This window comes from Pseudomonas sp. TR47, from assembly GCF_044143025.1.
Taxonomy (GTDB): domain Bacteria; phylum Pseudomonadota; class Gammaproteobacteria; order Pseudomonadales; family Pseudomonadaceae; genus Aquipseudomonas; species Aquipseudomonas putida_E.
This window is the reverse complement of the sequence record NZ_JBHFCS010000032.1, coordinates 22,025-40,290: the sequence shown is the minus strand read 5'-3', so window position 1 is coordinate 40,290 and position 18,266 is coordinate 22,025. Positions and strand designations below refer to the sequence as shown.

Sequence of the window (18,266 nt, the reverse complement as noted above, 5' to 3'; positions counted from 1 at the left end):
GCGAGCCTCGTTGACAGTGCTGAGTATCGCAGGTTGGCTGACTATGCCCGTCGTCATGGGCTGCTTTAACTAAATGCACCTTGGCATGATTGTATATATGAGTTTATAGAGGGAGAAGCAGCTATGGGGGCGCCAGAAATTCACGTAGCTGAATGCGATAGTGATTTCAGTGAAGAAAACGTTTATTCGGGGCAGTCTACATATCTGTATTCTTCTAGGCTTGACTGCTCATCAAATCTTGCCGAAATATGCAAGATTCTTGTGCGCTCTGACGCTTTCGCATTTGCTCTGGATAATAGAGGAGTAATAATCTTTGAAGAGCAAGGCCGAATTAAGACTCAGGGTTTAGATATCCAGGCTACCGTCCAAGGGATGGGGATGACGGTCAAGGGGCATGAGGCTTTCATGGCTGGAAAAGGCCAGGATTCGGTTCGCTACGCTTTTATGAAAGCGTTAAGCTTGTTGCTATCGGAGCGTAAGTTATTTAATGGGGCGTTTGGCTTTCCAGCTGAGAGTGTGCGTATATTCTTGCGACCTTTGGCAATTCAAGCTGAAGGTGTTGAAGGGTATGAGCTTTTCCTTCCGCATGTAAAAATTTCAAGTGATGGATTGATTTCCATTGCTTTGGATGGAGTGCTTGGGTTTGATGAGCTGACCTCGGATGAGGTTGTTCACGAAGAGGTTAACAAGTCGCTACGCAATTTAAGTTCGGTGCTTTGTGTTAAGGCGCTACATGAGGCATCTACTGAGTGTCAAATCGCCAAGCTTTCATTTTTGGAGCGACGTGCTCAGAGAGGGGTGTTTGAAGAAATGATCAACGCCTCGATGAACTTGCCGTTTTCTATAGGGTTTTTAAGTGAGGAGTTGAGTCTTTATGAGCTTATGCATACGGATCAGCTAACTCTAACTGATGTTGCAAGGAATCTATTGTCTGTAGTTGCGCGGTCAATTGCAGTCGGTAAAGTGAGGTCGAGAGTAAATTGGTTTAAGGTTCGTAAGTTCGATCCGCCGGTTTGTAGGTTTTGGTATGGTAAGCCACTTGTGGCAATCCTAAGTCATACGGCACAGAAAGAAGCGGCAGAAGAGAATTGGACTGCTCACAAGGTTTTTGTGAGTAGCGTGATGGTCCGGGCTGATTTATCTGGCGGATCGTATGGTCAGTCGGTACAGCTCAAAGATTTGAGGTGTTTTGATGACTTCAATAGTTTTTACTCAGAGCCGGTATCTTTGATTTTCTCATCTTTGAAGGTCTCTAAATTCATAGATGGTAACGAAGGCTATGCGTTTGATAATTTAATCTCCGATGTTCAGGTGTTAAATGAGGTTGCGCATTTGATAGTTGTTTTTTACGCGTATGTTTCGTCGGCTTTGGATGGGTGTAAAAAATCGACAGAAGTGACTCGCGTTGAGTTGCAGGTTCTGGGGTTCGAGGAGTCGTTGTACTCATTGTATAAGTACGGGGAGGTGGCTGACTATATCGAGGAGATTAGGCGTGGTGCTCACCTCGCTATGGTAGGCAGGATGTTCCATAAGAAAGTTGAAGCTGTGAAGAAGTCACTAGAGCTTGATGAAAAAATTGCGTCTGAATCGTTCACCAGACGGATAACCATAATATTTGGAATCATCGCTTCGGCCGCACTCTCCCCAGAGTTAATCCAACCCGTAGCTAAGCTGGCCGGGATCAGTTTCGACGATCAGTGGACAAAAATTGTTGGGCTGGCAGTGGCTATGACAGCTGTGGTGGGCGTGTTGGTGATCACGCATTTTGGGTTCAAAGCGGTTCAGTGGCTGCTCAGGCTTACTAAGAACTGAAGTCGCCGACCGTTTGAGCAGGCTACATTTTTTGGTCCCGAGTCTCTGCGGTTGGGATTGAGCGTAGCTGGAGTGGCTGGGCCGCGTGTGATGATGCCTGATTTGAGATGTGTCCCACGATTTCAAAGAATCTGAGGCTGCTTGACGGCTCTGCAATTGCTAGAGGGCTGGCCATGTGATCTGCCGTAGACCTGGACTCAGTTGTGAATGACAACGGCCAGGAGGTGGAGTACGGACATCATCAGATTTTGCTGGAACGCTGATGCGCAAAGGGTTACAGAGATGTCTGTCCGGGGGGGATAAACCTATGTTTCTGGCTGATGCTTTCGGAGGCGATCTGCATCACTTGCTCGCCGCGCACGTTGGCAATGCCGGCAAGCTCCGGCACGCCGGCGATCAACTTGTCGATGCCCAGCTTGGCCGCTTGGTACGTGGCACTGTTGGCAGCACTTGCACCGGCGCCGGCAATGGTGCCGCCGGTTGCGAGGATGACCACGTTGGCCAGCTTCTGTTGGGTTTGGGCTTCTTTCGCCGAAGCAGCGGTTGGCAGGATAAGCAGCAACGCCAGGGCGCTGGGTGCGAAGGTCTTCAGTGCAGCATTCATATTATTGTTCTCTCTTCCTAAAGGAGATTTTGCTGTGTCGCACAGGGTGCAAGGCAGTTTTCATACCATCCTTGGTAGGGCGCTGTAATTTCCTGTATGCCGCTGTGGCTGTGGGCCGGGCTTGACCTGAAGAGCGCGCAGGCGGCCCCTCGAATTCGGCAATCCGAACAAACATAGGAAAACCTGTTCGGTTTTTCGGAAGAATCCAAGATAATCTGCGCCAGAAGCAACGCAGCCCCCGGCAGCGAAACGGATTTGACAAAACCTCATCCTGTTTCCATAGTTAGCCAACGCAAACGTTTGCGATCCGATAAAAACCACAAGATTCGGAGTCATCTCCCATGAAACTGCCGTTCCCCGGTCGTCTGCTGGCGCTCGCCGTCATTTCATCGCTGTCGCTTGCCCTGCCTCTGTCCGCTGCCCATGCCGAAGACAAACCCAAGGTCGCCCTGGTGATGAAGTCGCTGGCCAACGAATTCTTCCGCACCATGGAAGACGGCGCCAAGGCCTACCAGAAAGACCACGCCAACGAATTCGACCTGGTGGCCAATGGCATCAAGGACGAGACCGACACCGGCAACCAGATCCGCATCGTCGAGCAGATGATCGCCACCGGTGCCAAGGCGCTGGTCATCGCACCGGCCGACTCCAAAGCCCTGGTGCCAGTGATCAAGAAGGCCATGGACGCCGGCATCACGGTGGTCAACATCGACAACCGTCTGGACCCCGACGTACTCAAGAGCAAGAACCTCAGCGTCCCCTTTGTCGGCCCCGACAACCGCAAGGGCGCCCGTCTGGTGGGTGACTACCTGGCCAAGGAAAAGCTCAAGGCCGGTGACCAGGTCGGCATCATCGAAGGCGTGCCGACCACCACCAATGCCCAGCAGCGCACCGCCGGCTTCAAGGACGCCATGGAGGCGGCGCAGATGAAGATCGTCTCGGTGCAATCGGGCAACTGGGAAATCGACAAAGGCAACGCTGTCGCCGCCGCGATGCTCAACGAATACCCCGACCTCAAGGCGCTGCTGGCCGGTAACGACAGCATGGCCCTGGGCGCTGTCTCGGCCGTGCGCGCCGCCGGCAAGACCGGCCAGGTGCAAGTGGTGGGCTACGACAACATCAACGCCATCAAGCCCATGCTCAAGGATGGCCGCGTGCTTGCCACCCTCGACCAGGCGGCCAGCCAGCAGGCGGTGTACGGCATTCAGGCGGCATTGCAGATGCTCCAGGGCCAGAAGCCGAACGTGGACGCCGACAACGTCATCCAGACCCCGGTCGAACTCATCACCAAGCCTTGACGGCCAGGAGACATGGCCATGCCTGTAACGGCCAATGAAGTGCTGCTCGCTGCCAGCGGCTTGGGCAAGAGCTACGCGCAACCGGTGCTGGGCGACGTCAGCCTGGCCCTGCGCGCCGGCGAAGTGCTGGCCCTGACCGGCGAGAACGGCGCTGGCAAGAGCACCCTGTCCAAGCTCATCAGCGGCCTGGAAACGCCCACCACCGGGCACATGACTTTCCGCGGCCAGGCCTATGCGCCTGGCAGCCGTAGCGCCGCCGAGCGCCTTGGCGTGCGCATGGTCATGCAGGAGCTCAACCTGCTGCCGACCCTGACCGTGGCCGAAAACCTGTTCCTCGACAACCTGCCCAGCCGCTTCGGCTGGATCAGCCAGAAGCGCCTGCGCCAACTGGCCACGGCCGCCATGGCACAGGTTGGCCTGGACGCCATCGACCCGGACACCCCGGTGGGCGAACTGGGCATCGGCCACCAGCAGATGGTGGAGATCGCCCGCAACCTGATCGGCGACTGCCATGTGCTGATCTTCGACGAACCCACCGCCATGCTCACCGCCCGCGAGGTGGAGCTGCTGTTCACCCAGATCGAGCGCCTGCGCCAGCGCGGCGTGGCCATCGTCTACATCTCCCACCGCCTTGAAGAACTCCAGCGTGTGGCGCAGCGCATCGTGGTGCTGCGCGACGGCAAGCTGGTGTGCGACGAGCCGATCCAGCGCTATAGCAGCGCCGAACTGGTCAACCTGATGGTCGGTCGCGAGCTGGGCGAACACATCGACCTGGGCCGCCGGCAGATCGGCGCGCCGTTGCTCAAGGTCGACCGGCTGTGCCGCGGTGACAAGGTGCGTAACGTGTCGCTGCAGGTCAGGGCAGGGGAGATCTTCGGTATCTCCGGGCTGATTGGTGCCGGGCGCACCGAGCTGCTGCGGCTGATCTTCGGCGCCGACCGCGCCGACAGCGGCAGCATCGAAATCGGCCAGCCACTCAAGGCGGTGACCATCGACTCGCCCAAGGCGGCGGTCAAGGCCGGTATCGCCCTGATCACCGAAGACCGCAAGGGCGAAGGCCTGCTGCTGACGCAATCGATCAGCGCCAACATTGCCTTGGGCAACCTCGCCGCGCTGTCCCGCGCCGGGGTGGTCGACGGCGACGCCGAAAAGGCCCTGGCCGAACGCCAGATCAATGCCATGCGCATCCGCAGTGCCAATGCCGCCCAGGCGGTCGGCGAGCTGTCCGGTGGCAACCAGCAAAAGGTGGTGATCGGCCGCTGGCTGGAGCGTGACTGCCAGGTGCTGCTGTTCGACGAACCCACCCGCGGCATCGACGTGGGCGCCAAGTTCGACATCTATGGCCTGCTGGCCGAGCTGGCGCGCCAGGGCAAGGCCCTGGTGGTGGTGTCCAGCGACCTGCGCGAGCTGATGCTGATCTGCGACCGTATCGCCGTGCTGTCGGCCGGCCGCCTGATCGACACCTTCGAGCGCGACCACTGGAGCCAGGACCAGCTCCTTGCCGCCGCTTTCGCCGGCTACCAGAAACGTGACGCCCTGCTGCACGACGCAGCGCCCAGGATGGATGCATGAAAACCACACCTCTCGACACACAGGCCGGCACCCCCGCGCGCCGCAGCGGCACCTACTTCGGCCTCGGCACCTACCTGGGTCTTGCGGGCGCCTTGCTGGCCATGATCGTGCTGTTCTCGTTGCTCAGCAGCCACTTCTGGTCGTACGCCACCTTCAGCACCCTCGCCAACCAGATCCCCGACCTGATGGTGCTGGCCGTGGGCATGACCTTCGTGCTGATCATCGGCGGCATCGACCTGTCTGTGGGGTCGGTGCTGGCGCTGGCGGCATCGGCAGTCAGCGTGGCCATCCTCGGCTGGGGTTGGAGCGTGCTGCCGGCCGCCTTGCTCGGCATGGCTGTCGCCGCACTTGCCGGCAGCATCACCGGTGCAGTCACGGTGGCCTGGCGCATCCCGTCGTTCATCGTCTCGCTGGGCGTGCTGGAAATGGCCCGCGGCTTGGCCTACCAGTTCACCGACTCGCGCACCGCCTACATCGGCGATGCCTACGCCTGGTTCTCCAACCCGATCGCCTACGGTATCTCGCCGGCCTTCATCATTGCCTTGCTGGTGATCATCCTCGCCCAGCTGGTGCTGACCCGCACCGTGTTCGGCCGCCACCTGATCGGCATCGGCACCAACGAAGAGGCCGTGCGCCTGGCCGGCATCGACCCGCGCCCCTACAAGGTGCTGGTGTTTGCCCTGATGGGCCTGCTGGCAGGCTTGGCCGCGCTGTTCCAGATTTCCCGCCTGGAAGCCGCCGACCCCAATGCCGGCGCCGGCCTGGAGCTGCAGGTGATCGCCGCCGTGGTGATCGGCGGCACCAGCCTGATGGGTGGGCGCGGCTCGGTCATCAGTACTTTCTTCGGTGTGTTGATCATCTCGGTGCTGGCCGCAGGCCTTGCACAGATCGGCGCCTCAGAACCCACCAAACGCATCATCACCGGGGCGGTCATCGTCATCGCCGTGGTGCTCGACACCTACCGTAGCCGGCGAGCAGGCCGGCGGAACTGAAAACATGGCAACCATCAAAGACGTCGCGGCACTCGCGGGCATTTCCTACACCACAGTGTCCCATGTGCTGAACAAGACCCGCCCGGTCAGCGAACAGGTGCGGCTGAAGGTCGAAGCGGCCATCGTCGAGCTCGACTACGTGCCCAGCGCCGTGGCGCGTTCGCTCAAGGCGCGCACGACGGCTACCATCGGGTTGCTGGTGCCCAACAGCGTCAACCCTTACTTCGCCGAGCTGGCGCGCGGCATTGAAGATGCCTGCGAGCGCAACGGCTATTGCGTGATCCTGTGCAACTCCGATGACAACCCGCAGAAGCAACGCAGCTACCTGCGCGTGCTGCTGGAAAAACGCATCGACGGCCTGGTGGTGGCGTCGGTGGGCGAGGACAGCGACCTGCTGCAGAGCCTGGCCTGCGTGCGCACGCCGATGGTCATTGTCGACCGAGCACTGGAAGGCGTGGACGCCGACCTGGTGCGCATCGACCACGAGCAGGGCGCGTACCTGGCCACCCAGCACCTGCTGGAGCTTGGCCATCGCGACATCGCCTATATCGGCGGCCCGACTGCGACCGGGGTCAGCCAGCTGCGCCTGGCCGGCTTCCACCGCGCCATGGCCGAGGCGCAGGTAGCCGTGCAGGGGGCGCACATCCTGCAATGCGACTTCACCAGCCCAGGCGGCCATGCGGCGGCCGCGCAACTGCTCGACGGCCAGCGGCCCACGGCGATTTTCGCCGGCAACGACATGATCGGCTTCGGCGTGCTGCGTGCGGCTGCCGAGCGCAACATCCACGTGCCGGGCGAGCTGTCGGTGATCGGCTTCGACGACATCGAGCTGAGCCGCTACGTGTACCCACCGCTGACCACCGTCGGCCAGTCGATCCGCGAGCTCGGCGAAAGTGCAGCGGCGCTGTTGCTGTCACGTATCGCTACGCCCCGCCGCGATGGCGCAGAGCAACGCATCGTCGCCCCGCGCATCGTGCTGCGCGAGTCCACCGGGCCGCGCCCGGACCTGTTCAATGATTACCGCTAAGGAATGCCCATGAGTGCCAAGGTAGTGGTGGTCGGTAGCCTCAACATGGACCTGGTGGCCCGCGCCGAGCGGCTGCCACGTGTAGGCGAAACATTGGCCGGCGAAAGCTTTTTCACCGTGCCGGGGGGCAAGGGCGCCAACCAGGCGGTGGCCGCAGCACGCCTGGGCGCAAGCGTGGCCATGGTCGGCAACGTCGGCGCTGACGCCTACGGCCAGCAGCTGCGCCAGGCCCTGGAAGTGGAGGGTATCGATTGCCAGGCGGTGAGCGAGTGCCCAGGCGTCTCCAGTGGCGTGGCGCTGATTACCGTGGATGCCGCCAGCCAGAACTGCATCGTCATCATCCCCGGCGGCAACGGCCAGCTTACCCCGGCAAGCGTGCAGCGTTTCGACGCGCTGCTGCAGGCTGCCGAGGTGATCATCTGCCAGCTCGAAGTGCCTGCCGACACCGTGGCCTGGGCCCTGGCCAGGGGCCGTGAGCTGGGCAAGACGGTGATCCTCAACCCGGCCCCGGCCACCGGCCCGTTGCCCGCGCAGTGGTTCGCCCATATCGATTACCTCATCCCCAATGAAAGCGAGGCCGAGGCGCTGGCCGGTGAGCCGGTCAACGACCAGGCCAGCGCCCGCCGTGCCGGCGAGCGCCTGCTGCAACTGGGCGCCGGCAAGGTCATCGTCACCCTTGGTGCGCAGGGCGCGGTGTTCGTCAGCCGAGATGGCAGCCGGCACTTCCCGGCGCCGCAGGTCAAAGCGCTGGACACCACGGCAGCGGGCGACACCTTTGTCGGCGGTTTTGCAGCCGCGCTGGTGCGCGGCCTGGAGGAGTGTGAAGCGATCACCTTCGGTCAACGCGCTGCGGCGCTGTCCGTCACTCGCGCCGGTGCACAGCCTTCGATCCCGACCTTGGCGGAGCTGGCCCCATGAAAAAGACCGCGCTGCTCAATATTGCCCTGTCGCGCACCATTGCCGGGCTGGGCCACGGCGACATCCTGGTGATCGGCGATGCCGGGTTGCCCGTGCCGCCGGGGGTCGAACTGATTGACCTGGCCTTGACGCCGGGCATTCCCGACTTCGCCAGCGTGCTGCGCGCTGTGCTCAGCGAGATGCAGGTGGAGCGCCATGTGCTGGCCGAAGAGATGCAGAAGGTCGTGCCGCCCGGCCTGGTCGAGATCGAGCGTCTGCGCGGCAAGCTCGGCAAGCGTGAATGGCTGAGCCATGAGCAATTCAAGGTGTTGTCGCGCAGTGCGCGCGCCGTGGTGCGTACCGGCGAGTGCCAGCCCTACAGCAACATCGCCCTCATAGCTGGCGTAACCTTCTAGTTCCCAGCCCAGTCTGTGGGGGGCGGCTTGCCGGCGATGGGCCGCCAAGCGGCCCCGACCGCTTCACCACCAAGGCAACAGGAGTGCCCCATGCTCAAACCTCTGCTACAAGGACTCGCCCTCATGGCCGCAGCCGCCACCACCACGCTCCAGGCCGCACCCCGCGACCTGATCATCGACACCGACCCCGGCGCCGACGATGTGGTCGCACTGTTCCTGGCCATGGCCTCGCCGGACGAGCTCAATATCCGCGCCATCACCACCGTCGCCGGCAACGTGCGCCTCGACAAAACCTCGCGCAACGCCCGCCTGGCCCGCGAGTGGGCCGGCCGCGAAGACATCCCGGTGTACGCCGGGGCAGGGCGCCCGCTGGTGCGCACGCCGATCTACGCTGCCGAAGTGCATGGTGAAGAAGGCCTGACCGGTGTCCCGGTGCATGAACCGAAAAAGCCCCTGGCCCCGGGCAATGCCGTGCAGTACCTGGTCGATACGCTCAGTGCTGCCGAACCCCGCAGCATTACCGTGGCCATGCTCGGCCCACAGACCAACCTGGCCCTGGCACTGATCCTGCGCCCGGACATCGCCAAAGGCATCAAAGAGGTGGTGGTGATGGGCGGCGCCCACTTCAACGGCGGCAACATCACCCCGGCGGCAGAATTCAACCTCTACGCCGACCCGCACGCCGCCGAGGTGGTGCTGGCCAGTGGCGTGCCGCTGACCTACCTGCCACTGGACGTCACCCACAAACTGCTCACCAGTGACGCCCGCCTCAAGCAGCTGGCAGCCGTGAACAACCAGGCCAGCAAGCGCGTGGTGGACATCCTCAATGCGTACATCAAGCACGACATGGACTTGTACGGCATGCCCGGCGGCCCGGTGCATGACGCCAGTGTCATTGCTTATCTGCTCAAGCCCGAGTTGTTCGGCGGGCGGCGCATCCACATGAGCGTCGACAGCCGCGAGGGCCCGACCTTCGGCCAGACCGTCGCCGACTGGTACGGCGTGCTCAAGCAGCCGGCCAACGTGATGTGGGTGGGCGAGGGCGATGCCCAGGGCTTTTTCGACCTGCTCAGCGCGCGCCTGGCTCGATTGCAATAGCGGCGTGCGGTGCGTAGCGCTCGAACACCTGGTCGATGAAGTTGCGCGCCGCCTCGCTGCCCAGGTCGCGCACAAGCAGGTCCAGGGCGATCAATACCAGCTCTTCTGGCGTGCTGGGGCTGTAGGCGCTCTGGCCCTCCGCCCATTTGACCTTGATGTCGGCGTCGATGCTGTGGTGGCTCATGAAAGGCTCTCGTTTAGGCCTGTAGCGGAGGGGCGAACACCTGACCCTGGTGTTCGCAGCAGGCACTGTGCCTGCACTTCTTAAAGTAAATCATCACTTTGCGTCAATGGCTCTTCGACTTAAGAATAAAAAGCCTGCCCAAGCAAACCAACTGCGTGGTGCAAAATCCGGTCACGATTGCCTTTCGCCATGCGCGGTGAGTTCGGGCAGACTTGTGCGGTTTTGCAACGAATTCAGGGTGGAACTGTCGGAACAGGCAGTTCCCAGATCTATTTAGGAGGATTCATGTTCCGTACCCGTGCTTCCCTGGCAACCTTGCTGGTCGCTGCTGTGCTGGCTGGTTGCAGCACTGGTGGCAGCTCTGGCGGCGGCAGCGCCCCGGCTGCAGCTGCAGGCAACGACGGCCGCTGCGAGGCAAGCGGTGCCGATTTCGCCATTGGCAAGCAAGGCAGTGCCGACCTGCTCGAGCAGGCGCGCAAGGCCAGTGGCTCACAGATTGCCCGTATTCTCAAGCCACATGACATGGTGACCCTGGAGTACCGCTCCGAGCGCCTCAACCTGAATGTGGACGAGCAGGGCAAGGTGACCCGCGTCAACTGCGGTTGATGCAGCCCCTACGAGGTGCAGGCGTGTGCTGCCCTGGCAAACGCCCATAAAAAAACCCGCCACAAGGGCGGGTTTTTTTACAGCTATCCGAATTACTCCGGACGAACCTGCGCAGCCTGCATACCCTTCTGGCCTTTTTCGGCAACGAAGGAAACAGTCTGGCCTTCTTTCAGGCTCTTGAAGCCGTCGGATTCGATGGCTTTGAAGTGAACGAACAGGTCGTCGCCGCCGCCTGCTGGGGTGATGAAGCCGTAGCCTTTCTCATCATTGAACCATTTGACGGTGCCTTGTTGGCGATTGGACATGGGTGAATCTCCAGAACATTTAATTTTCAGTGGTGCAATGTGGCCGAGGCTACGGAGCACGGACACCATAATAGTCTAATTCTGCGCCTGTAGCGTCTTTTACCTTCGCAGGATGCTGATCCAGGGCAAATAAAGCCCGGAAAGCCCTCTGCGCATGGCTCATTTCGGCTTGCAGGCCGCTTGCACGACGGTCTGTGCCTTCTGCATCAGCTTGGCGTCAACGCCGTCATTGCTGTCCAGGTCTTCGATCTCCTTATCAGTGAAATTATCTTTGATGGCTTGCGCGCCGCACGAACAATGCTTGTCTGCAGTTGCAGCGTCGACACCTTGACCTTGCGCCACCTGTTTGCATTGCGCCATGTAGGCACCCTCCTTGCCGGCAGGGAAGTTGCCAGCGGTGGCTGCCATGGGCAGCAGCAGGGCGCCAGCGGCCGCCAGGGCCAGAAGAGACGGAACTCGCATAACCAGACACTCCTTGGGTTAAGGTCTCATCAAGAGTAGGTTGCTTCCCAAAGTCTGATAGGAAATTTTCCGTGTAAGTTCACCGCTACCGCGTAATTTCCAAATATTTCTGCGCTGCCATGCAACCCCCGTGCTAGCATGCCCGGCTTGCACCTGCACACGTGCAGCGTGCAACTATCTTTTTACTTTCCAGTCACTCAGGTCCCCCTGGCAAGCCGAAAGGCTCCTGCCACTGTGAGGCAGGCTTCCTTCAAGGAAGGCAGGTCGGATCTTGTACTGGCTCATCCCAACCCATGTGACCTTTGGTAGGGGTCACCACTAGGAGAGGAGGCGCCATGCCCACTATTACTCTTCCCGATGGCAGTCAACGCGCGTTCGATCACGCGGTATCCGTAGCCGATGTCGCCGCTTCGATCGGTGCCGGCCTGGCCAAGGCCACCGTTGCCGGCAAAGTCGACGGCAAGCTGGTCGACGCCTGCGAGCTGATCACCCACGACGCCACCCTGCAGATCATCACCCCTAAAGATGAAGAGGGACTGGAGATCATCCGTCACTCGTGCGCCCACCTTGTAGGCCACGCAGTGAAACAGCTGTACCCGACCGCCAAGATGGTCATCGGCCCGGTCATCGACGAAGGCTTCTATTACGACATCGCCTACGAGCGCCCCTTCACCCCTGAAGACTTGGTCGCCATCGAAAAGCGCATGCAGCAGCTGATCGAAAAAGACTACGACGTCATCAAGAAGATGACCCCGCGCGCCGAAGTCATCGACGTGTTCAAGGCCCGTGGCGAAGACTACAAGCTGCGCCTGGTCGAGGACATGCCCGACGAGCAGGCCATGGGCCTGTACTACCACGAAGAATACGTCGACATGTGCCGTGGCCCGCACGTGCCGAACACCCGTTTCCTCAAGGCATTCAAGCTGACCAAGCTGTCCGGCGCCTACTGGCGTGGCGATGCCAAGAACGAGCAGCTGCAGCGCGTGTACGGTACCGCCTGGGCTGACAAGAAGCAGCTGGCTGCCTACATCCAGCGCATCGAAGAAGCCGAAAAACGCGACCACCGCAAGATCGGCAAGCAGCTCGACCTGTTCCACCTGCAGGAAGAAGCGCCGGGCATGGTGTTCTGGCACGCCAACGGCTGGACCGTCTACCAGGTGCTCGAGCAGTACATGCGCCAGGTCCAGCGCGAAAACGGCTACTCGGAAATCAAGACCCCGCAAGTCGTCGACCGCATCCTCTGGGAGCGTTCCGGCCACTGGTCCAACTACGCCGAAAACATGTTCACCACTTCGTCGGAAAGCCGTGATTACGCGGTCAAGCCGATGAACTGCCCGTGCCACGTGCAGGTGTTCAACCAGGGCCTTAAGTCGTACCGGGACCTGCCGCTACGCCTGGCCGAATTCGGTGCCTGCCACCGTAACGAGCCGTCCGGCGCCCTGCACGGCATCATGCGCGTACGTGGCTTCGTGCAGGACGACGCGCACATCTTCTGCACCGAAGACCAGGTGAAGAAAGAAGCCGCCGACTTCATCAAGCTGACCCTGGACGTGTACAAGGACTTCGGTTTCACCGACGTCGCCATGAAGCTCTCCACCCGCCCCGCCAAGCGCGTGGGTTCCGAAGAGCTGTGGGACCGCGCCGAAGGTGCACTGGCCGACGCCCTGAACGAATCCGGCCTGGAATGGGAATACCAGCCAGGTGAAGGTGCCTTCTACGGCCCTAAAATCGAATTCACCCTGCGCGACTGCCTGGGCCGTAACTGGCAGTGTGGTACCCTGCAGTACGATCCGAACCTGCCAGAGCGCCTGGACGCCAGCTACATCGCCGAAGACAACGCGCGCAAGCGCCCGGTGATGCTGCACCGCGCCATCCTCGGCTCGTTCGAACGCTTCATCGGCATGCTCATCGAGCACTATGCCGGCGTGTTCCCGGCGTGGCTGGCACCGACCCAGGCCGTGATCATGAACATCACCGACAAACAGGCCGATTTCGCCCTTCAGGTTGAGAAATCTCTGAACGGTAGCGGTTTCCGTGCCAAGTCGGACTTGAGAAATGAGAAGATCGGCTTTAAAATCCGCGAGCATACTTTGCTCAAGGTCCCGTACCTTTTGGTTATAGGGGACCGCGAAGTCGAAACGCAAACCGTCGCTGTGCGTACTCGCGAAGGTGCAGACCTGGGCTCCATGCCCGTCGCCCAGTTCGTTGAGCTTCTGACACATGCGGTTTCCCGGCGTGGTCGCCAAGAATCGGAGTAATGACTATTAAGCGTGAAATGAGAAACGATAAACGTGCTGCACCGAAGGCCCCGATCAACGAGAATATCTCGGCCCGCGAGGTTCGGTTAATTGGCGCAGACGGCGAGCAGGTTGGCATCGTCTCGATTGATGAAGCGCTGCGTATCGCTGATGAAGCGAAGCTGGACCTGGTTGAAATCTCTGCAGACGCGTTACCGCCTGTCTGCAAGGTCATGGACTACGGCAAGCACCTCTTCGAAAAGAAGAAGCAGGCTAACGAAGCCAAGAAAAACCAGAAGCAGATCCAGATCAAAGAAATCAAGTTTCGTCCAGGGACGGAGGATGGGGATTACCAGGTAAAACTACGCAACCTGGTACGTTTCCTTACCGATGGGGACAAGGCCAAGATCTCTCTGAGATTCCGTGGTCGTGAGATGGCCCACCAGGAGCTGGGCATGGAGCTGTTGAAGCGGGTTGAAGCTGACCTCGCCGAATACGGCACCGTTGAGCAGCATCCGAAGATGGAAGGACGCCAGCTTATGATGGTCATCGCCCCCAAGAAAAAGAAGTAATCTCCCGGGCACGGCAGGCCTGATGATTATGTGTAATTTTATCGAATGCGGAGTTCCAACATGCCAAAAATGAAAACCAAGAGCGGTGCTGCAAAGCGCTTCCTGAAGACCGCTACCGGCTTCAAGCACAAGCACGCTTTCAAGAGCCACATCCTGACCAAAATGTCGACCAAGCGTAAGCGTCAACTGCGTGGTAGCAGCTTGCTGCACCCGTCTGACGTCGCGAAAGTCGCGCGCATGCTGCGCGTTCGTTAATTCTGGTCAAAGATAGAGGAAGTTACTCATGGCTCGTGTAAAGCGCGGCGTTATCGCTCGTAAGCGTCACAAAAAAATTCTGAAGCTGGCTAAAGGTTACTACGGTGCACGCTCGCGCGTATTCCGCGTAGCCAAGCAGGCAGTCATCAAGGCAGGCCAATACGCCTACCGCGACCGTCGCCAGAAGAAGCGTCAGTTCCGCGCACTGTGGATCGCTCGTATCAACGCCGGTGCCCGCACCAACGGTCTGTCTTACAGCCGTCTGATTGCTGGCCTGAAAAAGGCGTCGATCGAAATCGACCGTAAGGTTCTGGCTGACCTGGCAGTGAACGAAAAAGCGGCGTTTGCTGCAATTGTCGAGAAAGCTAAAGCCGTTCTGGCTTAAGTACCCACGACAATCATCCGGCAGCGTTCTGCGCTGTCGGGTGTAAAACGTCATCGATAGGGGAAGAGCCTTCAAAGCTCTTCCCCTATTTTCGTATCTGGAGTCTGTACATGGAAAACCTGGACGCGCTGGTCTCCCAAGCCCTTGAGGCCGTGGAGCGCGCTGAAGACATCAATGCCCTGGAACAGATCCGGGTTCAGTATCTTGGCAAAAAAGGCGAACTGACCCAGGTGATGAAGACCCTGGGCAACCTGCCAGCCGAAGAGCGCCCGAAAGTCGGCGCGCTGATCAATGACGCCAAAGAGCGCGTCACCGAAGTGCTCAACGCACGCAAGGCAGCCTTTGAAGAGGCCGAGCTCAGCGCTCGCCTGGCTGCCGAATGCATTGATGTGACCCTGCCAGGCCGTGGCCAGGCCACCGGTGGCCTGCACCCGATCACCCGTACCCTCGAACGCATCGAGCAGTTCTTCACCCACATCGGCTACGGCATCGCCGAAGGCCCTGAGGTCGAAGACGACTACCACAACTTCGAAGCGCTCAACATCCCCGGCCACCACCCGGCCCGGGCGATGCACGACACCTTCTACTTCAATGCCAACATGCTGCTGCGCACCCACACCTCGCCGGTGCAGGTGCGGACCATGGAGTCCACCCAGCCGCCAATCCGCATTGTGTGCCCGGGCCGCGTTTACCGCTGCGACTCGGATATCACCCACTCGCCGATGTTCCACCAGGTCGAAGGCCTGCTGATCGATCGCGACATCAACTTTGCCGACCTCAAGGGCACCATCGAAGAGTTCCTGCGCGTGTTCTTCGAAAAAGAACTGGCCGTGCGCTTCCGCCCGTCGTTCTTCCCCTTCACCGAGCCGTCCGCCGAAGTCGATATCCAGTGCGTGATGTGTTCCGGCCAAGGCTGCCGCGTGTGCAAGCAAACCGGCTGGCTGGAAGTGCTGGGCTGCGGCATGGTGCACCCGGACGTACTGCGCATGTCCGGCATCGACCCTGAAGAATTCCAGGGCTTCGCCTTCGGCATGGGCGCCGAGCGCCTGGCCATGCTGCGCTACGGCGTCAACGATTTGCGTCTGTTCTTCGACAACGACCTGCGGTTCTTAGCCCAATTCCGCTAGGCCCAATCGACGCAACTTTCAGGAGAACAGCATGAAATTCAGTGAACAGTGGCTGCGCGGTTGGGTAAACCCGCAAGTCTCCCGTGACGAACTGGTCGCCCGCCTTTCCATGGCCGGCCTTGAAGTCGACAGCGTAACCCCCGCTGCCGGCCAGTTCAGCGGCATCGTCGTGGGCGAAATCCTCGCCACCGAACAACACCCTGACGCCGACAAACTGCGCGTCTGCCAGGTCAGCAACGGCCAGGAAACCTTCCAGGTCGTCTGCGGCGCCCCCAATGCGCGCCAGGGCATCAAAATCCCGTTCGCCATGATCGGCGCCGAACTGCCGGGCGACTTCAAGATCAAGAAGGCCAAGCTGCGCGGCGTCGAGTCGTTCGGCATGCTGTGCTCGGCAGCAGAGCTGCAGATCAGCGAAGAAAACGACGGCCTGCTCGAACTGGATGCCGACGCCCCGGTAGGCGAAGACATTCGCCAGTACCTGAACCTGGACGACGCCAGCATCGAAATCGGCCTGACCCCCAACCGCGGTGACTGCCTGTCGCTGGCGGGCCTGGCCCGCGACGTCAGCGCCCTGTACAACGTCCCGGTCACCCGCCCGGTGGTGCCGGCCGTACCGGCTGCCCACGACGAAGTGCGCCCGGTCGAAGTCAGCGCCCCGGCCGTGTGCCCACGCTACCTGGGCCGCGTCATCCGCAACGTCGACCTCAGCAAGCCCACCCCGCTGTGGATGGTTGAACGCCTGCGCCGCAGCGACGTGCGCAGCATCGACGCCGCCGTCGACATCACCAACTACGTGATGCTCGAACTCGGCCAGCCGATGCACGCCTTCGACCTCGCCGAAATCAACGGCGGCATCCGCGTACGCATGGCCGAAGAGGGCGAGAAGCTGGTGCTGCTCGACGGCCAGGAAGTCGCCCTGCGCGCCGACACCCTGGTCATCGCCGACCACACCCGCGCCCTGGCCATTGCCGGCGTGATGGGTGGCGAGCACAGCGGCGTCAACACCGAAAAAACCCGCGACCTGTTCCTCGAAAGCGCCTTCTTCGAGCCGATCGCCGTCGCCGGCAAGGCCCGTTCCTACGGCCTGCACACCGACGCCTCGCACCGCTACGAGCGCGGCGTCGACTCGCAACTGGCCCGCGAAGCCATGGAGCGCGCTACCGCACTGGTGCTGGAGATTGTCGGCGGCGAAGCCGGCCCAATCATCGAAGCCGTCAGCGAACAGCACCTGCCGCAAGTCGCCCCGGTGACCCTGCGCGCCGAACGCATCACCCAGATGCTCGGCATGGAGCTGCAGGCCGCCCAGGTCGAGCAGATGCTCAACGCCCTGGAGCTGACCACCACGGCCAACGGGGCAGGGGAGTGGACCGTCAAGGTGCCAAGCCACCGCTTCGACATCAGCCTGGAAGTCGACCTGATCGAAGAGCTAGCCCGCCTGTACGGCTACAACAGCCTGCCTGTGCGTTACCCGCAAGCGCGCCTGGCGCCCAAGGCCAACCCGGAAACCCGCGGTGAGCTGCCCAACCTGCGCCGCCTGCTGGTCGCCCGCGGCTACCAGGAAGCCATCACCTACAGCTTCATCGACCCGAAGCTGTTCGAGCTGTTCACCCCAGGCGTAGAGCCGCTGCTGCTGGCCAACCCCATCTCCAGCGACATGGCCGCCATGCGCGCCTCGCTGTGGCCGGGCTTGGTCAAAGCCATGCAGCACAACCTCAACCGCCAGCAAGACCGCGTGCGCCTGTTCGAAAGCGGCCTGCGCTTCGTCGGCCAGCTGGGTGACCTGGAGCAGCAGCCCATGATCGCCGGCGTTGTCACCGGTAGCCGCCTGCCAGAAGGCTGGGCCAACGGCCGTGACAGCATCGACTTCTTCGATGTAAAAGCAGACGTCGAAGCCCTGCTGGGCTACTCGGGCGCCCTGAGCGACTTCACCTTCGCCGCCGGCAAACACCCCGCCCTGCACCCAGGCCAGACCGCTGTCATCCAGCGCGACGGCAAGGAAGTCGGCTACCTCGGCGCCCTGCACCCGGAAGTTACCAAGGCCCTGGGCCTGGACCGCCCGGTGTTCGTCTTCGAGCTGGTATTGGGTGATGTGGTCGAAGGCCGCCTGCCGAAATTCAGCGAACTCTCCAAGTTCCCGGAAACCCGTCGTGACCTGGCCCTGATCGCCGGCCGTGACGTGGCCGCCAGCGCCGTGCTTGAAGTAATTCGTGACAATGCAGGCGAATGGCTTACAGACCTCAGGCTGTTTGACGTCTACCAGGGTAAAGGTATTGATCCTGATAGAAAAAGCCTGGCCGTCGGCTTGACCTGGCAGCATCCATCGCGCACTCTTAACGACGATGAGGTGAACACTACCCTGCAAAACATCCTCACCTCGCTTGAACAAAGGTTGAACACCACGTTAAGGAAATAACGGC

General features: G+C 60.9%; 18 protein-coding genes and 1 pseudogene. 15 read left to right on the top strand and 4 right to left on the bottom strand.

The features are described from left to right. The first annotated feature begins 123 nt into the window (after window positions 1-123). On the top strand, window positions 124-1,812 hold the full coding sequence (locus ACEWE8_RS23920; protein ID WP_395589384.1) for a hypothetical protein: 1,689 nt from the start codon (window positions 124-126) through the stop codon (window positions 1,810-1,812). Window positions 1,813-2,128: 316 nt separating this feature from the next. On the opposite strand, the pseudogene ACEWE8_RS23915 reads toward ACEWE8_RS23920, so the two are convergent. After that, window positions 2,129-2,416, bottom strand: a pseudogene (locus tag ACEWE8_RS23915) (asparaginase domain-containing protein); the annotation flags it as partial. 341 nt (window positions 2,417-2,757) lie between these two features. Here ACEWE8_RS23915 and ACEWE8_RS23910 point away from each other — a divergent pair. The 7 genes from ACEWE8_RS23910 to ACEWE8_RS23880 all read left to right on the top strand — a co-directional run bounded on the left by ACEWE8_RS23910 (window position 2,758) and on the right by ACEWE8_RS23880 (window position 9,716). Continuing rightward, window positions 2,758-3,714, top strand: a complete 957-nt coding sequence (locus tag ACEWE8_RS23910) for a sugar ABC transporter substrate-binding protein (RefSeq protein WP_046787181.1) — start codon at window positions 2,758-2,760, stop codon at window positions 3,712-3,714. An 18-nt stretch (window positions 3,715-3,732) separates the two neighbouring features. Continuing rightward, entirely contained in the window at window positions 3,733-5,286 is a 1,554-nt protein-coding gene (locus ACEWE8_RS23905) for a sugar ABC transporter ATP-binding protein (RefSeq protein WP_046787180.1), read from the top strand. Beyond that, entirely contained in the window at window positions 5,283-6,278 is a 996-nt protein-coding gene (locus ACEWE8_RS23900; RefSeq protein ID WP_046787179.1) for an ABC transporter permease, read from the top strand. The genes ACEWE8_RS23905 and ACEWE8_RS23900 overlap by 4 nt, the downstream gene beginning before the upstream one ends. Window positions 6,279-6,282: 4 nt before the next feature. Continuing rightward, window positions 6,283-7,305, top strand: coding sequence for a LacI family DNA-binding transcriptional regulator (locus ACEWE8_RS23895; RefSeq protein ID WP_395589383.1), 1,023 nt, complete (start codon window positions 6,283-6,285; stop codon window positions 7,303-7,305). Window positions 7,306-7,314: 9 nt separating this feature from the next. After that, a complete protein-coding gene (gene rbsK / locus ACEWE8_RS23890) occupies window positions 7,315-8,223 on the top strand; it encodes a ribokinase (RefSeq protein ID WP_395589382.1) in 909 nt (302 codons plus the stop codon). Next, window positions 8,220-8,618 carry a D-ribose pyranase gene (gene rbsD / locus ACEWE8_RS23885; RefSeq protein ID WP_012313857.1) on the top strand — a complete coding sequence of 133 codons (399 nt, stop codon included), beginning with the start codon at window positions 8,220-8,222 and terminating at the stop codon, window positions 8,616-8,618. The genes rbsK and rbsD overlap by 4 nt, the downstream gene beginning before the upstream one ends. A 90-nt stretch (window positions 8,619-8,708) precedes the next feature. After that, window positions 8,709-9,716: a nucleoside hydrolase gene (locus tag ACEWE8_RS23880; RefSeq protein ID WP_046787176.1), complete on the top strand. Its 1,008-nt coding sequence runs from the start codon at window positions 8,709-8,711 to the stop codon at window positions 9,714-9,716. Here the strand turns inward: ACEWE8_RS23880 and ACEWE8_RS23875 are convergent. Beyond that, the gene (locus ACEWE8_RS23875; RefSeq protein WP_012313859.1) at window positions 9,688-9,900 is read right to left on the bottom strand and encodes a hypothetical protein; all 213 of its coding nucleotides are present in this window, start codon (window positions 9,898-9,900) and stop codon (window positions 9,688-9,690) included. The genes ACEWE8_RS23880 and ACEWE8_RS23875 overlap by 29 nt on opposite strands. 285 nt (window positions 9,901-10,185) lie before the next feature. Here ACEWE8_RS23875 and ACEWE8_RS23870 point away from each other — a divergent pair, with 285 nt between their 5' ends. Further along, window positions 10,186-10,506, top strand: coding sequence for an I78 family peptidase inhibitor (locus ACEWE8_RS23870; protein WP_046787175.1), 321 nt, complete (start codon window positions 10,186-10,188; stop codon window positions 10,504-10,506). 92 nt (window positions 10,507-10,598) lie between these two features. On the opposite strand, the gene ACEWE8_RS23865 is transcribed toward ACEWE8_RS23870, so the two are convergent. Together ACEWE8_RS23865 and ACEWE8_RS23860 are read right to left on the bottom strand one after the other, a co-directional pair. Then, window positions 10,599-10,811: a cold-shock protein gene (locus ACEWE8_RS23865; protein WP_012313861.1), complete on the bottom strand. Its 213-nt coding sequence runs from the start codon at window positions 10,809-10,811 to the stop codon at window positions 10,599-10,601. Between the two features lie 159 nt (window positions 10,812-10,970). Next, a complete protein-coding gene (locus tag ACEWE8_RS23860) occupies window positions 10,971-11,273 on the bottom strand; it encodes a hypothetical protein (protein WP_046787174.1) in 303 nt (100 codons plus the stop codon). A 335-nt stretch (window positions 11,274-11,608) separates the two neighbouring features. On the opposite strand from ACEWE8_RS23860, the gene thrS reads away from it, so the two are divergent. The 6 genes from thrS to pheT all read left to right on the top strand — a co-directional run bounded on the left by thrS (window position 11,609) and on the right by pheT (window position 18,262). Next, entirely contained in the window at window positions 11,609-13,531 is a 1,923-nt protein-coding gene (gene thrS / locus ACEWE8_RS23855; RefSeq protein WP_046787173.1) for a threonine--tRNA ligase, read from the top strand. Beyond that, window positions 13,531-14,082: a translation initiation factor IF-3 gene (gene infC / locus ACEWE8_RS23850; RefSeq protein WP_174141673.1), complete on the top strand. Its 552-nt coding sequence runs from the start codon at window positions 13,531-13,533 to the stop codon at window positions 14,080-14,082. The genes thrS and infC overlap by 1 nt, the downstream gene beginning before the upstream one ends. A 60-nt stretch (window positions 14,083-14,142) precedes the next feature. Continuing rightward, window positions 14,143-14,337 carry a 50S ribosomal protein L35 gene (gene rpmI, locus ACEWE8_RS23845; protein ID WP_012313865.1) on the top strand — a complete coding sequence of 65 codons (195 nt, stop codon included), beginning with the start codon at window positions 14,143-14,145 and terminating at the stop codon, window positions 14,335-14,337. 28 nt (window positions 14,338-14,365) lie between these two features. Next, window positions 14,366-14,722 (top strand): 50S ribosomal protein L20, encoded by a 357-nt coding sequence (gene rplT, locus ACEWE8_RS23840; RefSeq protein ID WP_003250671.1) that lies wholly within the window; start codon window positions 14,366-14,368, stop codon window positions 14,720-14,722. A gap of 110 nt (window positions 14,723-14,832) precedes the next feature. Then, window positions 14,833-15,849 (top strand): phenylalanine--tRNA ligase subunit alpha, encoded by a 1,017-nt coding sequence (gene pheS / locus ACEWE8_RS23835; RefSeq protein WP_046787172.1) that lies wholly within the window; start codon window positions 14,833-14,835, stop codon window positions 15,847-15,849. Window positions 15,850-15,880: 31 nt separating this feature from the next. Further along, on the top strand, window positions 15,881-18,262 hold the full coding sequence (gene pheT / locus ACEWE8_RS23830; RefSeq protein WP_046787171.1) for a phenylalanine--tRNA ligase subunit beta: 2,382 nt from the start codon (window positions 15,881-15,883) through the stop codon (window positions 18,260-18,262). The last annotated feature ends 4 nt before the right edge of the window (window positions 18,263-18,266 follow it).